The sequence below is a fragment of the Micromonospora sp. NPDC051300 genome (genome assembly GCF_044455315.1).
Taxonomy (GTDB): Bacteria; Actinomycetota; Actinomycetes; order Mycobacteriales; family Micromonosporaceae; genus Micromonospora; species Micromonospora robiginosa.
The window spans coordinates 1-17211 of the sequence record NZ_JBITEP010000052.1 but is presented as its reverse complement, the minus strand read 5'-3'; the positions used below and the strand labels follow the sequence as shown (position 1 = coordinate 17211).

General features: G+C 72.1%; 15 protein-coding genes, 1 tRNA gene and 1 riboswitch. Of the genes, 8 read left to right on the top strand and 8 right to left on the bottom strand.

Features of this window, described 5'->3' with window-relative positions; genetic code table 11:
- Nucleotides 1-167 precede the first annotated feature (167 nt).
- Nucleotides 168-241: transfer RNA gene (locus tag ACIA5A_RS30160), tRNA-Gly, on the bottom strand.
- Nucleotides 242-431: 190 nt separating this feature from the next.
- Between ACIA5A_RS30160 and ACIA5A_RS30155 the strand changes: the two genes are divergently transcribed.
- Nucleotides 432-1412: a zinc metalloprotease gene (locus ACIA5A_RS30155; RefSeq protein WP_396768049.1), complete on the top strand. Its 981-nt coding sequence runs from the start codon at nt 432-434 to the stop codon at nt 1410-1412.
- 96 nt (nt 1413-1508) lie between these two features.
- On the opposite strand, the gene ACIA5A_RS30150 is transcribed toward ACIA5A_RS30155, so the two are convergent.
- On the bottom strand, nt 1509-2057 hold the full coding sequence (locus ACIA5A_RS30150; RefSeq protein WP_396768047.1) for a pyridoxamine 5'-phosphate oxidase family protein: 549 nt from the start codon (nt 2055-2057) through the stop codon (nt 1509-1511).
- A gap of 78 nt (nt 2058-2135) precedes the next feature.
- Between ACIA5A_RS30150 and dcd the strand changes: the two genes are divergently transcribed.
- A complete protein-coding gene (dcd, locus tag ACIA5A_RS30145; RefSeq protein WP_073826900.1) occupies nt 2136-2714 on the top strand; it encodes a dCTP deaminase in 579 nt (192 codons plus the stop codon).
- 71 nt (nt 2715-2785) lie between these two features.
- Here dcd and ACIA5A_RS30140 read toward each other — a convergent pair whose 3' ends face one another.
- A complete protein-coding gene (locus ACIA5A_RS30140) occupies nt 2786-3763 on the bottom strand; it encodes an NlpC/P60 family protein (RefSeq protein ID WP_396768045.1) in 978 nt (325 codons plus the stop codon).
- A gap of 67 nt (nt 3764-3830) precedes the next feature.
- A riboswitch (cyclic di-AMP (ydaO/yuaA leader) is annotated at nt 3831-3968 on the bottom strand.
- Nucleotides 3969-4201: 233 nt separating this feature from the next.
- Between ACIA5A_RS30140 and ACIA5A_RS30135 the strand changes: the two genes are divergently transcribed.
- Entirely contained in the window at nt 4202-6235 is a 2034-nt protein-coding gene (locus ACIA5A_RS30135; protein ID WP_396768043.1) for an N-acetylmuramoyl-L-alanine amidase, read from the top strand.
- A gap of 69 nt (nt 6236-6304) precedes the next feature.
- Here ACIA5A_RS30135 and ACIA5A_RS30130 read toward each other — a convergent pair whose 3' ends face one another.
- From ACIA5A_RS30130 to ACIA5A_RS30120, 3 genes are all read right to left on the bottom strand, one after another.
- Nucleotides 6305-7306 (bottom strand): C40 family peptidase, encoded by a 1002-nt coding sequence (locus tag ACIA5A_RS30130; protein ID WP_396768041.1) that lies wholly within the window; start codon nt 7304-7306, stop codon nt 6305-6307.
- Nucleotides 7307-7485: 179 nt separating this feature from the next.
- The gene (locus ACIA5A_RS30125) at nt 7486-8490 is read right to left on the bottom strand and encodes a hemolysin family protein (RefSeq protein WP_396768039.1); all 1005 of its coding nucleotides are present in this window, start codon (nt 8488-8490) and stop codon (nt 7486-7488) included.
- Nucleotides 8483-9790: a hemolysin family protein gene (locus tag ACIA5A_RS30120; RefSeq protein WP_396768051.1), complete on the bottom strand. Its 1308-nt coding sequence runs from the start codon at nt 9788-9790 to the stop codon at nt 8483-8485. Before ACIA5A_RS30120 ends, ACIA5A_RS30125 begins: the two co-directional genes overlap by 8 nt.
- An 82-nt stretch (nt 9791-9872) precedes the next feature.
- On the opposite strand from ACIA5A_RS30120, the gene ACIA5A_RS30115 reads away from it, so the two are divergent.
- Nucleotides 9873-10544, top strand: a complete 672-nt coding sequence (locus tag ACIA5A_RS30115; protein ID WP_396768037.1) for a GPP34 family phosphoprotein — start codon at nt 9873-9875, stop codon at nt 10542-10544.
- A 66-nt stretch (nt 10545-10610) separates the two neighbouring features.
- Here ACIA5A_RS30115 and ACIA5A_RS30110 read toward each other — a convergent pair whose 3' ends face one another.
- Nucleotides 10611-12809 carry a (Fe-S)-binding protein gene (locus tag ACIA5A_RS30110; protein WP_396768035.1) on the bottom strand — a complete coding sequence of 733 codons (2199 nt, stop codon included), beginning with the start codon at nt 12807-12809 and terminating at the stop codon, nt 10611-10613.
- Nucleotides 12810-12987: 178 nt separating this feature from the next.
- Entirely contained in the window at nt 12988-13251 is a 264-nt protein-coding gene (locus ACIA5A_RS30105) for a cell division protein CrgA (RefSeq protein ID WP_396768033.1), read from the bottom strand.
- Nucleotides 13252-13481: 230 nt separating this feature from the next.
- Between ACIA5A_RS30105 and ACIA5A_RS30100 the strand changes: the two genes are divergently transcribed.
- The 4 genes from ACIA5A_RS30100 (at nt 13482) to ACIA5A_RS30085 (ending at nt 17123) form a co-directional block, all read left to right on the top strand.
- On the top strand, nt 13482-14288 hold the full coding sequence (locus tag ACIA5A_RS30100) for a DUF881 domain-containing protein (RefSeq protein WP_396768031.1): 807 nt from the start codon (nt 13482-13484) through the stop codon (nt 14286-14288).
- An 839-nt stretch (nt 14289-15127) separates the two neighbouring features.
- On the top strand, nt 15128-16183 hold the full coding sequence (locus ACIA5A_RS30095; protein WP_396768029.1) for a class E sortase: 1056 nt from the start codon (nt 15128-15130) through the stop codon (nt 16181-16183).
- 3 nt (nt 16184-16186) lie between these two features.
- A complete protein-coding gene (locus tag ACIA5A_RS30090; protein WP_396768027.1) occupies nt 16187-16468 on the top strand; it encodes a hypothetical protein in 282 nt (93 codons plus the stop codon).
- Nucleotides 16469-16472: 4 nt separating this feature from the next.
- Entirely contained in the window at nt 16473-17123 is a 651-nt protein-coding gene (locus ACIA5A_RS30085; RefSeq protein ID WP_396768025.1) for an aminodeoxychorismate/anthranilate synthase component II, read from the top strand.
- Nucleotides 17124-17211 lie beyond the last annotated feature (88 nt).

Here is a 17211-nt window from a genome sequence, read left to right as displayed (position 1 = left end):
GTCGCAGAACCAGATACCGGAGACCTCTTCAGTTGTCGATCACCGCCACGCCGAGACCTTCACCGGCCACCACGACTTCTGAAACACGCCTTAGGGCCGACCCTGCCGGTCGAGCGGTAGGGAGAAGGCCCCGACCGGGACTCGCGTCCTGGGCAGGGCCTTCACGCTGGAGCGGGTGACGGGAATCGAACCCGCACTGTCAGCTTGGGAAGCTGATGTTCTGCCATTGAACTACACCCGCAGGCGGCACCACTCTACCTGAGGTCACCACCCCCGTGCACCCAGGTACCCCCGGCGGAGTTGATCTAGCGATGTTGCATGCCGGCAACACATGGCCGTTCTCAAATCCGTCGATGCGATGTAACGTCTGCTCCACGTTTCCGACCCGGCGTGACACACCCCCGGTCACGTCGTCAGAAAGAGGTGGGCCCATGGGACTCCGTCCCAACCTGCTGACCCGGCGTACCGCCGGTGTCGCGACGTCGACCCTCGCGCTGCTGCTCAGCACCGCTGCCGTCGGCGTCGTCCCCGCTGCTTCGGCCTTCTCGGCCGCCCCGGCCGGCGTCTGCGCCGAGCCGGCCGACGCCAACGCCGACGCCCGTGTCGCCAAGGGCGGTCAGGCCAAGCTGGACCCGAACCACCTGACCGCCAAGCAGGTCCGCGACCGGGAGGCCGACCTCGCCGCCGCCCAGCGCGAGCGGGCCAACTTCCGGACCGGCGCGGTCGCCCCGCTGGCGACGGTGACCATCCCGGTCGTCGTGCACGTCATCCAGGAGAACAGCACCCGGGCCGGCGGCAACATCCCGGACTCGCTGATCACCCAGCAGATCAGCGTGCTCAACCAGGCGTACGCGGGCTCGACCGGCGGCGCGCCCACCGCGTTCTCGTTCCAGCTCTCGAAGATCAACCGGGTGACCAACGCGTCGTGGTACCCGATCGTGCAGGGCTCCTCGGCGGAGCGGTCGATGAAGACCTCGCTGCGCACGGGCGGCAAGAACACGCTCAACATGTACCTGGGCGAGCTGAGCGACGGCCTGCTCGGCTGGGCGACCTTCCCGAAGCGGACGCTGGACAAGATGGACGGCGTGGTCGTGCTCAACGAGTCGCTGCCCGGTGGCACCGCCACCAACTACAACCAGGGTGACACCGGCACCCACGAGATCGGCCACTGGCTGAACCTCTACCACACCTTCCAGGGCGGCTGCTCCGGCTCGGGCGACAGCGTCTCCGACACCCCGGCCGAGGCCTCCCCGGCGTACCAGTGCCCGACCGGTCGGGACACCTGCTCGGCCACGGGCAAGGACCCGATCACCAACTTCATGGACTACACCTACGACTCCTGCATGTACCAGTTCACCGCCGGCCAGGCGAGCCGCATGCTCACCGCGTGGAACGCCTACCGCGCGGCCTGACCTGCCGCACCGCGTACCGGTGCCGGCCCTGTCCTCGGACGGGGCCGGCACCTGTCGTTTCGGGCCCGGTCGGGCGGCGGCCTTTCCCCGGCCCGGTCAGGCGGCCGGACGGCGGGTGTCGAAGCCGTGCCGGCCGCGTCGCCCCTCCGCGACGAGCGGATCGCGTCGCCGGACCGGCGTGGCGTCGTGCGGATCGAGCCAGAGCCGCACCTGCGGCCGGCCGGCGCCGGGGCGGGCCACCTGGTCGCGTCGGGTGAGCATGGCGACGTCGACGGTGAACTCGAACAGCCGCCAGTCGCCCTGCGGCGCCGCCCGGCCGAGGCGGGCCAGCCGGGCCACCGTGGCCGGGTCGGCGACCGGACGGGCCCGACCCGCCACGTAGGCCTCGTCGTCGCTCTCCTCCGGCGGGAACGAGTGCAGCGCGTAGCGGCCGTCGCGTTCGAGGTCGCGGCGCTTCGGGGAGTCGATGACGAAGCACCAGAGCCCGTCGTCGGTGATCAGCGGGGACACCGGGTGCACCCGGGGGCCGCCGTCGGCGCGGACCGTGGCGAGGTAGCCGAAGCCCGGCCCGTACTGCTGGAGCAGAAGGCGGATCTCGGCGGCGAGGCGGGGCTCGTCGGCGGCGAATTCGGACCAGGAAGCCATGCCGACATTCTATCGAACAGGTGTACGAGAGCGCAGTCCGACACGCAGGTCACCCGTACCGGTCGCTATGGTGTTCCGATGCTGCTCTCCGACCGCGACCTGGTCTCCGAGATCAAGGCGGGCACGCTCGCGCTGGAGCCCTTCGAGCCCACGCTGGTGCAACCGTCCAGCATCGACGTACGCCTGGACCGGCTGTTCCGGGTCTTCAACAACCATCTCTACACCCACATCGACCCGTCGGTGCAGCAGGACGACCTGACGTCGATGGTGGAGGTGCCGGAGGGGCAGCCGTTCGTGCTGCATCCCGGCGAGTTCGTGCTCGCCTCCACGCTGGAGGTCATCTCGCTGGGTGACCAGCTCGCCGGGCGACTGGAGGGCAAGTCGTCGCTGGGGCGGCTCGGCCTGCTGACCCACTCCACCGCCGGCTTCATCGACCCGGGCTTCTCCGGCCACGTCACGCTGGAGCTGTCCAACGTGGCGAACCTGCCGATCACGCTCTGGCCGGGCATGAAGATCGGTCAGCTCTGCATCTTCCGGCTGTCCTCGCCGGCGGAGCACCCGTACGGGTCGGCCGTCTACGGATCGCGCTACCAGGGCCAGCGCGGCCCGACGCCCAGCCGCTCCTGGCAGAGCTGGCGCACCTGGCCGACGCGCTGACGCGCTGCGTGGCTGTTAGGAGGGGCCCCCTGTTATGCGAAATGCGTTAACAGGGGGCCCCTCCTTACACCTCAGCCGGGGCGGCCGTAGCTGTTGATGTCGCCGTCGTCGACGCGCTTCATGGTGATGGGCTTGCCGGACTGGGAGGCGTGCACCACCCAGCCGTCGCCGACGTACATGCCCACGTGGTGCAGGTCGCCGTAGTAGAAGACCAGGTCACCGGCGCGCAGCTCGGCGCGGCTCACCCGCTTCGTGACGTCGTGCTGCTGCCGGGCGTTGTGCGGCAGCGAGACGCCGGCCTTGGCCCAGGCGGCCATGGTCAGGCCGGAGCAGTCGAAGTGGTCCGGGCCGGCGGCGCCCCAGACGTAGATCTTGCCGATCTGGGCGCAGGCGAACTTGACCGCCACCCCGGCCGCGCCGCCCGGATATCCGGACGGGCAGGGCGCCGGGCGCAGCGGGCCGCCGCCACCGTTGCCGTACACCTTGAGCCGCAGCTTCTGCAGCCTGGCGATCTCGGCGTCGATCTGCTTCTTCTTCGCCGCGAGCTGCGCCTCGGTGCGGCTCAGGTCGGCGACCATCTCGTCCAGCGGCTTCTTCTTCGCGGCCAGCTCGTCGCGCAGCTCCGCGATGTCGTGCACCTGCTCCTGCTGGTGGTGCGCGAAGCGGTCGAGCATCTCCAGGCCGCTGACCAGCTCACTCGGCGAGCGGCTGCCCAGCAGGGCGTTGACGGTGGAGAGGTTGTCGCCCTTGTAGGCGTCGGCCGCGAGCCCGCCCACCTGCCCGAGCGCGGCGTCCACCCGGGCCTGGAGCGGAGCGATCTGCCTGCCGAGCGCGTCGGCCTGCCTGCGCCGCACGGCGAGCTGCCCGCGGACGGCGTTGACCTGCTCGATGACGGGTTCGAGCTTGTTCCAGTCGCGGTCGATCTGGGCCTCGATCTCGGCGACCGAGGGTTCGGCGTGGGCCGCCGTCGCGCCACCGGTCAGAACGACCGCGGCGCCGACCAGGGCGGCGAGTGTGGTGGTGCAGCGGGACCAGCGGGAACGCGGCACGGCGGCGGACCGGTCGGCAGACCGGCTCGACGTCGGCCGCGGGGCATGGTGTGCCACCGGGCGTCCGTACTCCTTCGTCTGACCGCCTACCGGGTTAGCTGACGGGTTCGGGCGGGAAGGGAGCCGCCCTACCGCAGTGGCTGCGGATTCACCCCAGGTACCTGGGTCCCCGGTTCGCCCGTGGGCGACTCGGCGGTGTCGGACCGTCACCGCCCGGGATGGACGATGAGACTGGCGGCCGACGATTGACCAGAGTAGGGACCTCTGTTATCGATCCGCAACCCGAACGGCAGTGACACTCCGTGCCGAATATCCGACGCGAGACGCGAGTGAAGCTTTCTTTCATGCAACATTCAGCACCGGAAAGGTATTGACCGACGCGGGTGCCCGGAGTGAGGGTGGGGACGCAGTGACCCCCATCCCTGTCCAGGAGGTTCGATGCACCTCTCACCCCCGCCGTCGGGCAGACGGATACTGCTCGCCGCCGCCGTGGCCGCCGCCACCGCGCTGGCGACCACCGGCCCGGTGACCGCCGCGCCCCGGTCCGCCCCACCCACCGCCGACCGGCAGCAGCAGTACGCCGCCGCCGCGACCGAGTACGGCGTACCGCAGAACGTGCTGCTCGGCGTCTCCTACCTGGAGTCCCGCTGGGACGTCCACCCCGGCCAGCCCAGCACCAGCGGCGGCTACGGCCCGATGCACCTGACCGACGCCGCGCACGTCCTCGCCACGCCGGGCAGCTCCCACGTCGACGAGGACGAGGACCCGCGCGGCGACGACGCGCGGCCGCTCACCCTCGACCCGGCCACCGCCGCCGCGCCGACCCGGGAGACGCCGCTGCCGACGGCGTCGCTGCAGACGCTCGATGCCGCCGCGACGCTCACCGGGCTCGACGCGCAGAAACTGCGCACCGACCCGGCGGCGAACATCCGTGGCGGGGCGGCGCTGCTCGCGTCGTACCAGAAGGCACTGGGCGGGCCGGTCGGCGCCGGCAGCGACGTCGCGGCCTGGTACGGCGCGGTGGCCCGCTACTCCGGCGCGGACACCGCCGACGCGGCGACGGCCTTCGCCGACGAGGTCTACGACCAGCTCGGTCAGGGCGCCACCCGCACCACCGACGACGGGCAGCGGGTCACCCTGGCCGCCACCACCGCGCAGCCGGACCGTGCCGGCCTGGCCCGGCTCGGACTGCGGCACGCCGCGCGGCCGGACGGGCTGGAGTGCCCGGTGCGGTTGGCCTGCGAGTGGATCCCGGCGCCCTACGAGCAGCTCAGCGCGGACCCGGGCGACTACGGCAACCACGACCTGGGCGACCGGCCGAAGCAGCAGAAGATCGAGTACATCGTCATCCACGACACCGAGGGCTACTTCGCCCCCAGCGTCGACCTGGTGAAGCGGGCCGACTACCTGGGCTGGCACTACACGCTGCGCTCGGTGGACGGCTACGTCGCCCAGCACATCAAGGCCAAGGACGTCGGCTGGCACGCCGGCAACTGGTACGTCAACGCCAAGTCCATCGGCCTGGAGCACGAGGGCTTCGCCGGGCAGGGCACCTGGTACACCGAGGCGATGTACCGCAGCTCGGCGAAGCTGGTCCGGTACCTGGCGCACAAGTTCGACATCCCGCTGGACCGGCAGCACATCATCGGCCACGACAACGTGCCCGGCACCACCGCCGGCACCGTCAAGGGCATGCACTGGGACCCGGGACCCTACTGGGACTGGTCGCACTACTTCGACCTGATGAAGGCGCCGTTCCGCGGCACCGGCACGTCGCGGACCGGGCTGGTCACCATCGACCCGGACTTCGCCACCAACCGGCCGGCGTTCGTCGGCTGCAACCAGCAGCCACCGGGCGTCCCGACGCCCACCCCGCCGGCCGAGACGTGCCCGTCGCGCGGCTCCTCGGCGGTGGTCCTGCGGACCGCGCCAGGCGCGGACGCCCCGCTGGTCAACGACCTCGGGCTGCGCCCGGACGGCACGCCGGACACGATGTACATCTCGGACCACGGCGCCCGCGCCTCCGCCGGACAGACGTACGCGCTGGCCGGCCGGCAGGGTGACTGGACGGCGATCTGGTATCTCGGCCAGAAGGCGTGGTTCCTCAACCCGGCCTCGGCGCCCACGGCGAAGTGGGCGACCGGCTTCGTGGTGACCCCACGGCCCGGGAAGGCCACCGTCCCGGTGTACGGCCGCGCCTACCCGGAGCAGGCCGCCTACCCGGACACCATCCCCTACCAGACCATCTCCCCGCTCCAGTACACGTTGGCCGCCGGCCAGCGGTACGCGGTCGGCGGCGTGCTGCCCGGCGAGTACTACCGGGCCGTCTCGTTCGACGGCACGGCGCCCGGCGACCGGACCGTGGTGCGCGGGAAGAACCGCTACGCGCAGGTCCAGTTCGGCCACCGGATCATGTTCGTGAACCTCGCCGACGTGCTGATCCTGCCGTCGCCGGTCGGCGCGCCGCGATAGCGCCACCGGCACGACGAAGGCCCCCGGTCCAGGTGGACCGGGGGCCTTCTCCGTCGAGGCCGGTGCGGGTCAGGCGACCCGGACGAAGCCGGCGAGCGGTTGGGTGCTGATGCTCGACACCTGGACCGGTTTGCCGGTCCGGGGCGCGTGCACCATCACCCCGTTGCCGAGATAGAGCCCGACGTGGTGCAGGTCGCTACCGAAGAAGACCAGGTCACCAGGTCTGGCTTCGGAGCGGGACACCTTACGGCCCTCGTTCCACTGGGCGCCGGTGAAGTGGGTGAGCGAGACGCCCGCCGCCTTGTACGCGTACTGCGTCAGCCCGGAGCAGTCGAACGAGTTCGGGCCGGTGGCACCCCACACGTACGGGTCGCCGACCTGGGCGCACGCGACCTTGATCGCGGTACGCGCGGCGCTGCTCACCACCCCGTCGACCGCCGGGCAGCCGGCCGGCCGGATCGAGGTCACCGGCAGCATCGCGGTCAACCGCTTGATCTCGGAGTCGATCTGCTTCTTCTGCGAGGCGAGCTGGGCCTCCTGCTTCACCTCGGTGGCGATCAGCGCGTCCAGCTTCTGCTTCTGCGCGTTGTACTTGTCGCGCACCGCGAGCACGCCGGCGATCTGCTTGCGCTGGTCGTCGGCGAGCCGGTCCAGCATGACGAGCTGCTCGGCCAGGGTGCCCGGCTTGGTGCTCACCAGCAGCGCGCCCATCTCCTGCGACGGGCCGCGCATGTAGTAGCGGGCGGCGATGTCGCCGACCTTGTTCATCGCCAGCGTCGAGGCCAGCTCCAGCGGCACCATCTTGTTCTGGAGGTCCGCCGACTTCTTCTTGTTGACCTTGAGCTGGGAGCGGACCTTGTTGTACTGCTCGATGGTGGGTTCGAGCTTCTCCCACTGCTTGTCGATCTGCGCGTCGATCTCGTCCACCGAGGGCGCCGCGTGCGCGGGGGCCGTGAGCATCCCGGCGCCGACCGCGACGGCCGCGACCAGGGTGACCAGACGGCGTACCACCCGGTGGAACCCGGCCGGCCGGCCGGGTGGTGCGCTCGGGGCGTGACGTTGAGGGGGCATGGTTGCCACCGGCACGGACTCCTTTGCAACCGACCGGCGGGCGCCTCGCGAGAGGGAAGGTCGAGGCGGACGACCCACAACGGTCGGTGCATCACATTAGGGAAGGCACCCCGCTGGAATCAAGGTGGCCCGTTGTTCAATCACGTGTCCGCAATCAGTTGCACACCAAGGGTATTCATTCACTTGCCGACGATGGCCGTCAATACGTCGTCGAGCGTCACCACACCGAGGGGCCGGCGACCGTCGCTGACCAGCACCATGTGCCGGCGCTCGCGGCGCATCGCCAGCAGCAGGTCGGCAAGCGTACGGTCCGGCGGCACCACGGCCAGCGGCCGGTAGACGTCCGCCGGCACCGGACCCCGCCGGCTCGCGCCCGCGTATCCCAGCACGTCCTTGACGTGCACGAAGCCGAGCACCCGGCGGGTGGACCGCTGCACCACCGGGAAGCGGGACCGGCCGGTGCGGGTGGCCAGCACCTCCAGCGAGGCCGGTGAGACGTCCTCGGCCACGGTGGTCACGGTGGACCACGGTTGCAGCGCGTCCGCGGCGGTGCGGCTGTGCAGGGCCAGCGCGCCGGTGATCCGGGCGTGCTCCTCGGCGTCCAGCAGCCCCTCGGTGCGGGCCTGCGAGACCAGCCCGGCCAGCTCCTCGGCGGTGAACACGGTCTTCACCGCGTCCGTCGCCTCCACCCGCCACCACCGCAGCACCTGCCGGGCCGACCACTTCATCGCCAGCAGCAGCGGCTTGGTGGCCAGGCAGAACGCGAGCATGGCCGGGCCGAGCCAGAGCGCCGACGGCTCCGGACCCGCAAGCGTGATGTTCTTCGGCACCATCTCGCCGACCACGGTGTGCAGGAACACCACCACGGCCAGCGCGATCACGAACGCCACCGGATGCACCGCCGACTCCGGCAGGCCGAGCGCCTCGAACGGCACCTCCAGCAGGTGGGCCAGCGCCGGCTCGGCGATCGCGCCCAGGCCGAGCGAGCAGACCGTGATGCCGAGCTGCGCGCCGGCGATCATCAGCGGGATCTGGTTCATCGCGGCAAGCGCCCACCGGGCCCGCTTCGACGTCGCCGCGAGCGGTTCGATCACGGTACGGCGGGACGCGATCAACGCGAACTCGCTGCCCACGAAGAAGGCGTTGCCGAGCAGCAACACCAGGGCGACAAACAGCTCAGGCACCGTCGTCGGGCTCCTCGGGACGGACCACCCGGACCTGCTCGATCCGGTGCCTGTCGACCTCCACCACGGTGAACTCGTAGCCGGCCTCGTCGACCGACTCGCCGGGGACCGGGATGTGGCCGAGCCGGGCCATCAGGAAGCCGCCGAGCGTCTCGTACGGCCCCTCGGGCAGCCGGAAACCGGTCTGCTCGACCAGTTCGTCGGCGCGCAGCACGCCGTCGACCAGGACGGTCCGCTCGCCGCCCGGGACGGTCAGCTCCGCCGGCCCGAGGTCGTCCACCGCGGCCAGGTCGAACTCGTCGGCGATCTCCCCGACCAGCTCCTCGACCAGGTCCTCCACGGTCACCACACCGTCGGTGCCGCCGTACTCATCGACCACGATGGCCAGGTCCGCGCCGGCGTCCTTGAGCGCGGCCAGCACCCCGTCCAGGTCCAGGCTCTCCGGCACGTACACCGGTTCCCGGGCGACCGACGCGACGGTGGTGGCGGCGCGGCGGGCCAGCGGCACGCCGAGCGCGTCGGGCACCCCGGCGACGCCCGTCACCAGGTCCAGCGTCTCCTCGTAGACCGGGAACCGGGTCCGGCCGGTCTGCCGGGACGCCTCCAGCAGCTCGGCGACGGAGGCGGTGGCGCGCAGCGCGATCACGTCCACCCGCGGGGTCATCGCCTCGGCGGCCCGCTTGTCGCCGAAGCGGATGGTGCGGCGCAACAGCATCGCGGTGTCCGGCGGCAGCGCGCCGGCCCGCGCCGAGATCGCCGCCAGCAGCCCCAACTCCTCCGGGGAACGGGCGCTGGCGAGTTCCTCCTGCGGCTCCACGCCGAGCCGGCGGACCAACCGGTTGGCCGAGTCGTTGAGCAGCCGGATCAGCCAGCCGAAGGTGCGGGAGAAGGCGCGCATCGGGGCGGCGGTGGCCAGCGCGGCAGGCATCGGACGGGCCAGCGCCAGGTTCTTCGGCACCAGCTCACCGAAGAGCATCGAGACGAGCGTGGCCAGCGCCAGGGCGAGCAGGCCGGTGAACCGGTCCGCCCCGCCGAACGGGTGCAGCAGCGGCGCGACGATCCGGGCCAGCGCCGGCTCGGCGAGATAGCCGGTGAGCAGCGCGGTGATGGTGATGCCGAGCTGGGCGCCGGAGAGCTGGAAGGAGAGGTCCCGCAGCGCCCGGCGGACCGTGGCGGCCCGGCCGTCCCCCTCGCCGGCCCGCCTGTCGATCTCCGCCCGGTCCACGGTGACCAGGGCGAACTCGGCCGCGACGAAGAAGGCGTTGCCGGCGGTCAGCAGCACGAAGCCGACCAGGGGCAACAGCGTCAGAACCAGCAGGCCGTCGATGGGCGTGATTGTGGCACGCGGGCGCCGGTGGCGGCTCACCCGTACCGTGGCCGGCATGGACGGCCTGCTGCTCACCGACGAACTGGTCCTGCTCGCGTACGACGACGGCGGCGTCAACCGGCTCGGCCGCCCACACCTCGACTACGGCCTCGCCGGGGCGGTGCTGCTGGAGCTGGCCCTGGCCCGGCGGGTGGAGGTGGCGGACAAGCGGCTGGTGGTGACCGACCCGAGCCCGACCGGCGTGCCGCTGCTCGACGAGGCGCTGGCCACCGTGGGGTCCGGCCGGACGCGCAAGCCGAAGGACTGGATCGGCAAGCTGGCCAAGGGGCTGCCGGACCGCGTCCTCGACGGGCTCGTCGACGCCGGGGTGCTGCGCCGGGAGTCCGACCGCGTGCTGCTGGTCTTCCCGCGTACCCGCTATCCCTCGACGACCGGCGCGGAGCCGGCGGTGGAGACGGCGGCCCGGGAGCGGATGGTGGCCGCGCTGGTCGGCGACGGGTCGGTCGACGCGCGCACCGCCGCGCTGCTCACCCTGACCCGGGCGGTCGGCCTGGACCGCAAGGTCTTCCGGGAGCTGCCGAAGGAGCGGGTCAAGGCCCGGATGACCGAGATCGCGGCCGGCGACTGGGCGTCCGCCGCGGTGAAGAAGGCGATCGAGGAGATGCAGGCCGCGATGATCGTCGCGACCACCACCGCGGCCGCCGTGAGCGTCACCACGACGAGCTGAGACGACGGCGGCGGCACCGGGTGGGTGCCGCCGCCGTCGTGGTCCGGCCGCTCGCCGGGGTACGCCTCAGCCGGCCGCCGGCGCGGTCTCCTTCTCGCCGGCCGGCGCGTCAGGCTTGACCGAGCGCAGCAGCACGCTCGCCACGTCGACCACCTCGACGTCCTCGCCGGCGCCCTTGCCGTTCACCCCGTCGTTGAGCATCGTCGAGCAGAACGGGCAGCCGACCGCGATGGTCTTCGCCCCGGTGGCCATGGCCTCCTCGACCCGGTCCACGTTGATCCGCTTGCCGATCTTCTCCTCCATCCACATCCGGGCGCCGCCTGCGCCGCAGCAGAAGGAGCGCTCGCTGTTGCGCGGCATCTCGGTCAGCTCGCCCTGGATCGAATCGCCGAGCACCTCGCGAGGCGCGGCGAAGACCCGGTTGTGCCGGCCCAGGTAGCAGGGGTCGTGGTAGGTCACGCCGCCGTCGACCGGCTGCACCGGGGTGAGCTTGCCGGCGCTGACCAGGTGGGCCAGGAGCTGCGTGTGGTGCACCACCTCGAACTCGCCGCCGAGCTGGCCGTACTCGTTGCCGAGCGTGTTGAAGCAGTGCGGGCAGGTCGCGACGATCTTCCGCTTGCTCTTCTCCCGGCCCTCGAACGCCTCGTTCAGCGTCTCGACGTTCTGCTGGGCGAGCATCTGGAAGACGAACTCGTTGCCGATCCGGCGGGCCGGGTCACCGGAGCAGGTCTCGCCCTCGCCGAGGATGGCGAAGCTGACGCCGGCCTCGTTCAGCAGCGTGGCGACCGCACGGGTGGTCTTCTTGGCCCGGTCCTCGAACGCGCCGGCGCAGCCGACCCAGAACAGGTACTCGAAATCGTCGACCTCGCCGACCCGGGGCACCTCGAAGCCGAGGCCCTTGGTCCAGTCCTCGCGGGTGTTCTGCGGAGCGCCCCACGGGTTGCCCTTGTTCTCCAGGTTGCGCAGCATCACGCCGGCCTCGGAGGGGAAGCTCGACTCGATCAGCACCTGGTAGCGGCGCATGTCGACGATGTGGTCGACGTGCTCGATGTCGACCGGGCACTGCTCGACGCAGGCGCCGCAGGTGGTGCAGGACCAGAGCACGTCCGGGTCGATGACGCCGCCTTCCTCGGCGGAGCCGATCAGCGGCCGCTCGGCCTCGGCCAGGGCCAGCACGTCCATGTGGGCGAGCTGCGCCTCGGTGGCCTTCTCCTCGCCGGTCAGGTCCTTGCCGCCGCCGGCCAGCAGGTAGGGCGCCTTCGCGTACGCGTGGTCGCGCAGGCTCAGCACCAGCAGCTTCGGCGACAGCGGCTTGCCGGTGTTCCAGGCCGGGCACTGCGACTGGCAGCGGCCGCACTCGGTGCAGGTGCTGAAGTCGAGGAGGCCCTTCCAGGTGAACTGCTCGACCTGGGCGACGCCGAACTGGTCCTTCTCCGGGTCGGCCTCCTCGAAGTCGAGCGGCTTGCCCTCGCTTGTCATCGGGCGCAGCGGGCCGAGACCGGAGCCGGCCGGCTTCTCCGGGTCGCGCTTGAAGAAGATGTTCGGGAAGGCCAGGAAGCGGTGCCAGGCCACGCCCATGGTGACGTTCAGCGAGATCACGATGAGCCAGGTCATCGAAATCATGATTTTGATCAGCGCGGCCACGCTGACGCCGGCCGGCCAGGCCGGGAGCGCGGCGCCGACCGCGTGGCTGAGCGGGGTGGCCCAGACCGGGTACTCGAAGTGGTCGGTGGCGACCTTGAAGCCGCGGATCACGAAGCCGAAGATCAGGACCAGCAGCACGACCCACTCGACGAAGTAGCCCTGCCACATGGTCGAGCCGGTGAACCGGGAGCGATTCTCCGGCCGGCTGGGCCGGTTGCGCAGCCGGATCGCCATCAGCACCACGATGCCGACCAGGCCCAGGATGCCGATCCACTCGGTGACCAGGCCGAAGACGGTCCAGTGCCCGACGATCGGCAGCCCGCCGCCGGTCGAGACCACCTCGAAGTAGGCCTCCAGCACCAGCAGCGACAGCACGATGAAGCCGACCATCACGAACCAGTGCGCGGCCCCGACCACGCTCCACTTCAGCATGCGCGTGTGGCCGGCGGTCTCCACGAGCATCTTCGTCGTGCGGGCGCCCTTGTCGGCGAACCGTTCGGGCGCGGGCTGCCCGAGCCGGATGACGGCAGTCATCTTCATGACCGCACGTACCGCGAGCACCACCGCAACGGCGGTGATGGCGGCCGCGAGGATCGTGGTGACGATCTGGACGCTGCCCATCGAGTTGGCCTCCCGGGTCTGCTGCTTGTCAGTGCAGCCTACGCGGAAGGTTACTCAGCAGTAACGTGAGTCTTCTCGCATCGGCCACGCCGCCCTGCGGACACCTTAGGTGGACCGCCGCCCGGATGCCGGGCTGGGGCGGCGTGGCGTGACGTGAGCCGGTGCGCGAGCGGGCGGATCAGCGCCAGCGGGAGAGCAGGATCAGCGACGAGACCATCGCGCCGAAGCCCACGGCGAGGTTCCAGTAGCCCCACGAGGCAACCGGGTACGCCTGCTCGGAGAGGTAGTAGACGACCAGCCAGGCGATGCCGATCACGATCAGCGCGACGGCCGTGACCGGCAGCCAGATCGGGCTAGGCTTGCGCGTCGACGCCGTCGCCGTCGGACGCACGTCCGTCGGCGGGGTGTACACCTTCTTCTTGCGGACCTGAGACTTGGGCACGACGCTCTCCAGAGGGGGGTACGACCTCGTCCGGCCTGACAACCGGGCGCGGGGGCGACGGTCCATGGCCAATAATGTTCGACAGTTAGCGTAGTCGGCGAGGACCGTCCAGGCCACGAATGGGGTCGAGCCGGTGCACGGAGTGACCGAAAAGAGCGGACTTTTCGGGTCGAGCAGGATGGTTCGCACCGGTGCGGGCCGGATCGAGACGACAGGAAAGGGAACGCCCGGTGGAGTACACGTCCGGCGCCGCGTCCTGGCAGAAGGCTCTCCGCCGCGCGGTCGCCGGTCTGCTGCCCCGGCGAGCGCGCCAGCGCCGCCCGGGCTGGTCGATCGGCGTCCCCCTGATCGCCGCCGCGGCCGGGCTGCTGTTCACCACCACCGCGACCACGGCCGGCGGCACCTCGCTGCGCGAGGACCGGCGCCCGCAGCTCACCCAGTTGATCGAGGACCGGCGCGAGCAGGTGGCGGCCAGCGAGGCGAAGGCCGCCCGGCTGCGCGACGAGGTCGAGGAACAGACCGAGGCCCTGGCCGGCACCGACGGGCCGGTGAAGACGCAGCGGGACCGCGCCGCCGCGACCCGGCAGGCCGCCGGGTTCACCGCGCTCACCGGCACCGGGATCACCATCGAGCTGAACGACGCCGACTGGGGTCCCGGCCAGCCGCTGCCCAAGGGCGCCAGCAACGACGACCTGGTCGTGCACCAGGGCGACGTGCAGGCGGTGGTGAACGCGCTCTGGGCCGGCGGCGCGGAAGCCATGTCAATCATGAACGTCCGCGTGCTCAGCACCAGCGCGGTACGCTGCGTCGGTAACACCCTGCTGCTGCACGGCCGGGTTTACTCCCCTCCTTTCAAGATCGTGGCCATCGGTGACCCCGCCGAGTTCCAGCGGGCGCTCGCCGCCTCTGAGGGAGTCCGGGTGTTCAAGGAAGTAGCCGACCACTACCAGCTCGGCTACCGCGAGCAGGTCTCCACCGTCACCGTGCCGGCGTTCGAGGACTCCACCTCGCTCCAGTCCGCGACGGTGCCCAGGTGAACCGCGACGACCCCGGGGAGCGCGACGGTCGAGGGCGGCCCCGGCCGGAGGAACCGACCGCGTTCCTGCCCAAGGTCGAGCGCCCCGCTCGGCCGAGGGCCGAACGCCCGGCGCCACCACCCCCGCTCGACCTGCCCTGGCCGGACGCCGGGCCCCCGCACTCCGCCCCGGCGCGGCGCGGCCCCGCCCGACCCACCGCGCCGCCACCGCCCGCCTGGCCGAACAACCAGCCCCGCCCGCCGGGCGCCGCGTCCCGCGCCGAGGCGTACCCGCCGGCGCGTCGCCCCGACCGGCCCGCGGCGAATCGGGAGGGCCGGGCCGCCGAGAGCCGGAACCCGTCGGGCGCCCGACCTGCCGGCCCACCCGGGCCGGCCGGCGCCATGCCACAGGCACGACTCGCCGCCGGGCCGCCCGCGGCCGAGACCTGGCGGTCCACCGGCCCGTCCGGCCCCACCGTCGACAGGCGGTTCGACCCCCCGGCCCGGGGAGCGCACTCCCACCCGGCCGACGACGGCACGTCCGGCCGCCGCTCCGGCCCGGACCGTGCCGCCGCACCCGGCCGGACCGCCACCCCACCGGGCCGGCCTCCCGCCCCGCCGGACCGCGGCCGGGCCGCACCCGACCGCCCTTTCCCCCCACCGGGCCACGCCCGCGGCGCACCCGACCGCCCTCTCCCTCCACCGGACCACGCCCGCGGCGCACCGGACCGCGCCCTCGCCCCGCCGGACCATGCCCGGGCGGCGCCGGACCGGTCCGGGACGGCAGCGGGCCGGCGCGGCGACGCCGAGGCGACACCGGGCCGGTCCCGGACGGCGCCGGATCGGCGCGGCGACGCACCGGTGACCGACGTGCGACCCGCCGCACCGGGCGACGGGCCGACCCACTTCATCCCGCCGGTGGCGGAGCGGTCCCGGCGACGCACCGACCCGGCCGAGCGGCACGCGGGCGTACCCCGATCGGGTGGTCCGGACGTGCCGCCGCCGGCCGACCCCGGGGCGACCGCGGTGCTGCGCCCGGTCACCCGACCCCCGGTCGACCCGAGGCTCGACGCCACCGGGCTGATGGGCGCGGTGCCCCCGGTGCCCGACACGGGCGGCGACGACGGCGGCGAGCCGCCGGCCGAGCCACCGCGACCGCGGCGCGGCGAGCGGGTGGTGCAGCTCCGGCCGGAGCAGACCGGCGAGGGTTACAAGAGCGTCTACTCCGAGCTGACCCGCCCCACCACCGGCTCCCGCGTGCGCACGGTGGTCCGGGGCGCCGGGGAACTGCTGATCACGTTCGGCCTGGTGGTGCTCCTCTTCGCCGGCTACGAGATCTGGGGCAAGTCGGTGATCGTCGACGCCCACCAGAACGACCTGAACGGCCAGCTCGCCCAGGAGTGGGCGACGGACCCGACGGTCGGCCCGACCACCGGCCCGAGCGTGAAGCCGAAGCCGCCGGCCGAGGGGAAGCCGGTCGCCGGCCTCTTCATCCCCAAGCTCGACAAGCACTGGGTGGTGGTCGAGGGGGTCACCCCGGACGACATCCGGTACGCCCCCGGCCACTACCCGGACAGCGCCATGCCCGGCGAGGTCGGCAACTTCTCCGTCGCCGGGCACCGGATCCGATCCACGTTCTGGCGGCTGGACGAGCTGAAGACGGACGACGCGATAGTGGTCGAGACCAAGACCGAATGGCTGGTCTACCGGGTCTACCAGCAGCGCATCGTCAAGCCCTCCCAGGTCGAGGTGGTCGCGCCGGTGCCGGGCAAACCGGGCACGAGGGCGACCGAGAAGCTGCTCACGCTGACCACCTGCAACCCCAAGTTCGACAACTACCAGCGGCTGATCATCCACGCCCGCTTCGACCACGCCCAGGCGAAGTCGGCGGGCCGACCGGCCGAGCTGGAGGGCTGAGGCGTGTACTCGTGGATCTGGCGGAAACTCCCCCTGGGCCTGCCCGGCAAGCTGATCGGGTCGGTGCTGCTGGCGACCGCCACGGTCGCCCTGCTCTGGCTCGTGGTCTTCCCGTGGGCCGAGCCGCTGCTGCCCTTCGACGACGTGCAGGTCGAGCAGCCCGCCGGCGAGCCGGGCGGCCGCCCGGGAGAGCTCACCGACCCGAGCGGGCAGCCCGCCGAGGACGAGGAACTGCCCTACAGCACCGAGACGAACAACGCCCCGCCCTCCACCCCGAACAGGTGACCCGATGCGCGTCCTGGTGATCGACAACTACGACTCGTTCGTCTTCAATCTGGTGCAGTACCTCGGCCAGCTCGGTGTGGACTGCGACGTCCGCCGCAACGACGAGATCGACGTGGCCGAGGTGGGTCGGGCCGGCGCGGCAGGAGTGCTGCTCTCGCCCGGCCCGGGCAGCCCGGACCGGGCCGGCGTGTGCCTGGACGTGATCCGCGAGTACGCCGGCAAGCTGCCCCTGTTCGGGGTCTGCCTCGGCCACCAGGCCATCGGCGAGGCGTTCGGGGCCACCGTGACCCGCGCGCCGGAGCTGCTGCACGGCAAGACCTCCGAGGTACGCCACCAGGGCGTCGGCGTGCTGGCCGGCCTGCCGGACCCGTTCACCGCCACCCGCTACCACTCGCTCGCCGTGCTGCCCGAGACGCTCCCCGACGAGCTGGAGGTCACCGGCCGGACCGACTCCGGCGTGGTGATGGCGATGCGGCACCGGACGCTGCCGATCGAGGGCGTCCAGTTCCACCCCGAGTCGGTGCTGACCGAGGGCGGTCACCTCATGCTGGCGAACTGGCTCGCCACCTGCGGTTTCCCGGCGGCGCTGGAACGGGCTCCGGAGCTGGCCGCCGAGGTCGACGCCCGCCGCCGCGCCGCCTTCGCCACGGCCTAGGGCGTGTCCTGCCGATCTTGTAGCGGTGGGTCGTTGACGATGTGCCGGTGGTACGTCGAGGCGAACTGACCGACGAAGCGTGGGCGGT

Coding starts and splice junctions, on each gene's coding strand:
- ACIA5A_RS30150 (WP_396768047.1), bottom strand. CDS start 2,057: ATGGCTTCCTGGTCCGAATTCGCCGCCGACGAGCCCCGCCTCGCCGCC.
- ACIA5A_RS30115 (WP_396768037.1), top strand. CDS start 9,873: ATGGACGGCCTGCTGCTCACCGACGAACTGGTCCTGCTCGCGTACGAC.
- dcd (WP_073826900.1), top strand. CDS start 2,136: ATGCTGCTCTCCGACCGCGACCTGGTCTCCGAGATCAAGGCGGGCACG.
- ACIA5A_RS30085 (WP_396768025.1), top strand. CDS start 16,473: ATGCGCGTCCTGGTGATCGACAACTACGACTCGTTCGTCTTCAATCTG.
- ACIA5A_RS30110 (WP_396768035.1), bottom strand. CDS start 12,809: ATGGGCAGCGTCCAGATCGTCACCACGATCCTCGCGGCCGCCATCACC.
- ACIA5A_RS30135 (WP_396768043.1), top strand. CDS start 4,202: ATGCACCTCTCACCCCCGCCGTCGGGCAGACGGATACTGCTCGCCGCC.
- ACIA5A_RS30155 (WP_396768049.1), top strand. CDS start 432: ATGGGACTCCGTCCCAACCTGCTGACCCGGCGTACCGCCGGTGTCGCG.
- ACIA5A_RS30130 (WP_396768041.1), bottom strand. CDS start 7,306: ATGCCCCCTCAACGTCACGCCCCGAGCGCACCACCCGGCCGGCCGGCC.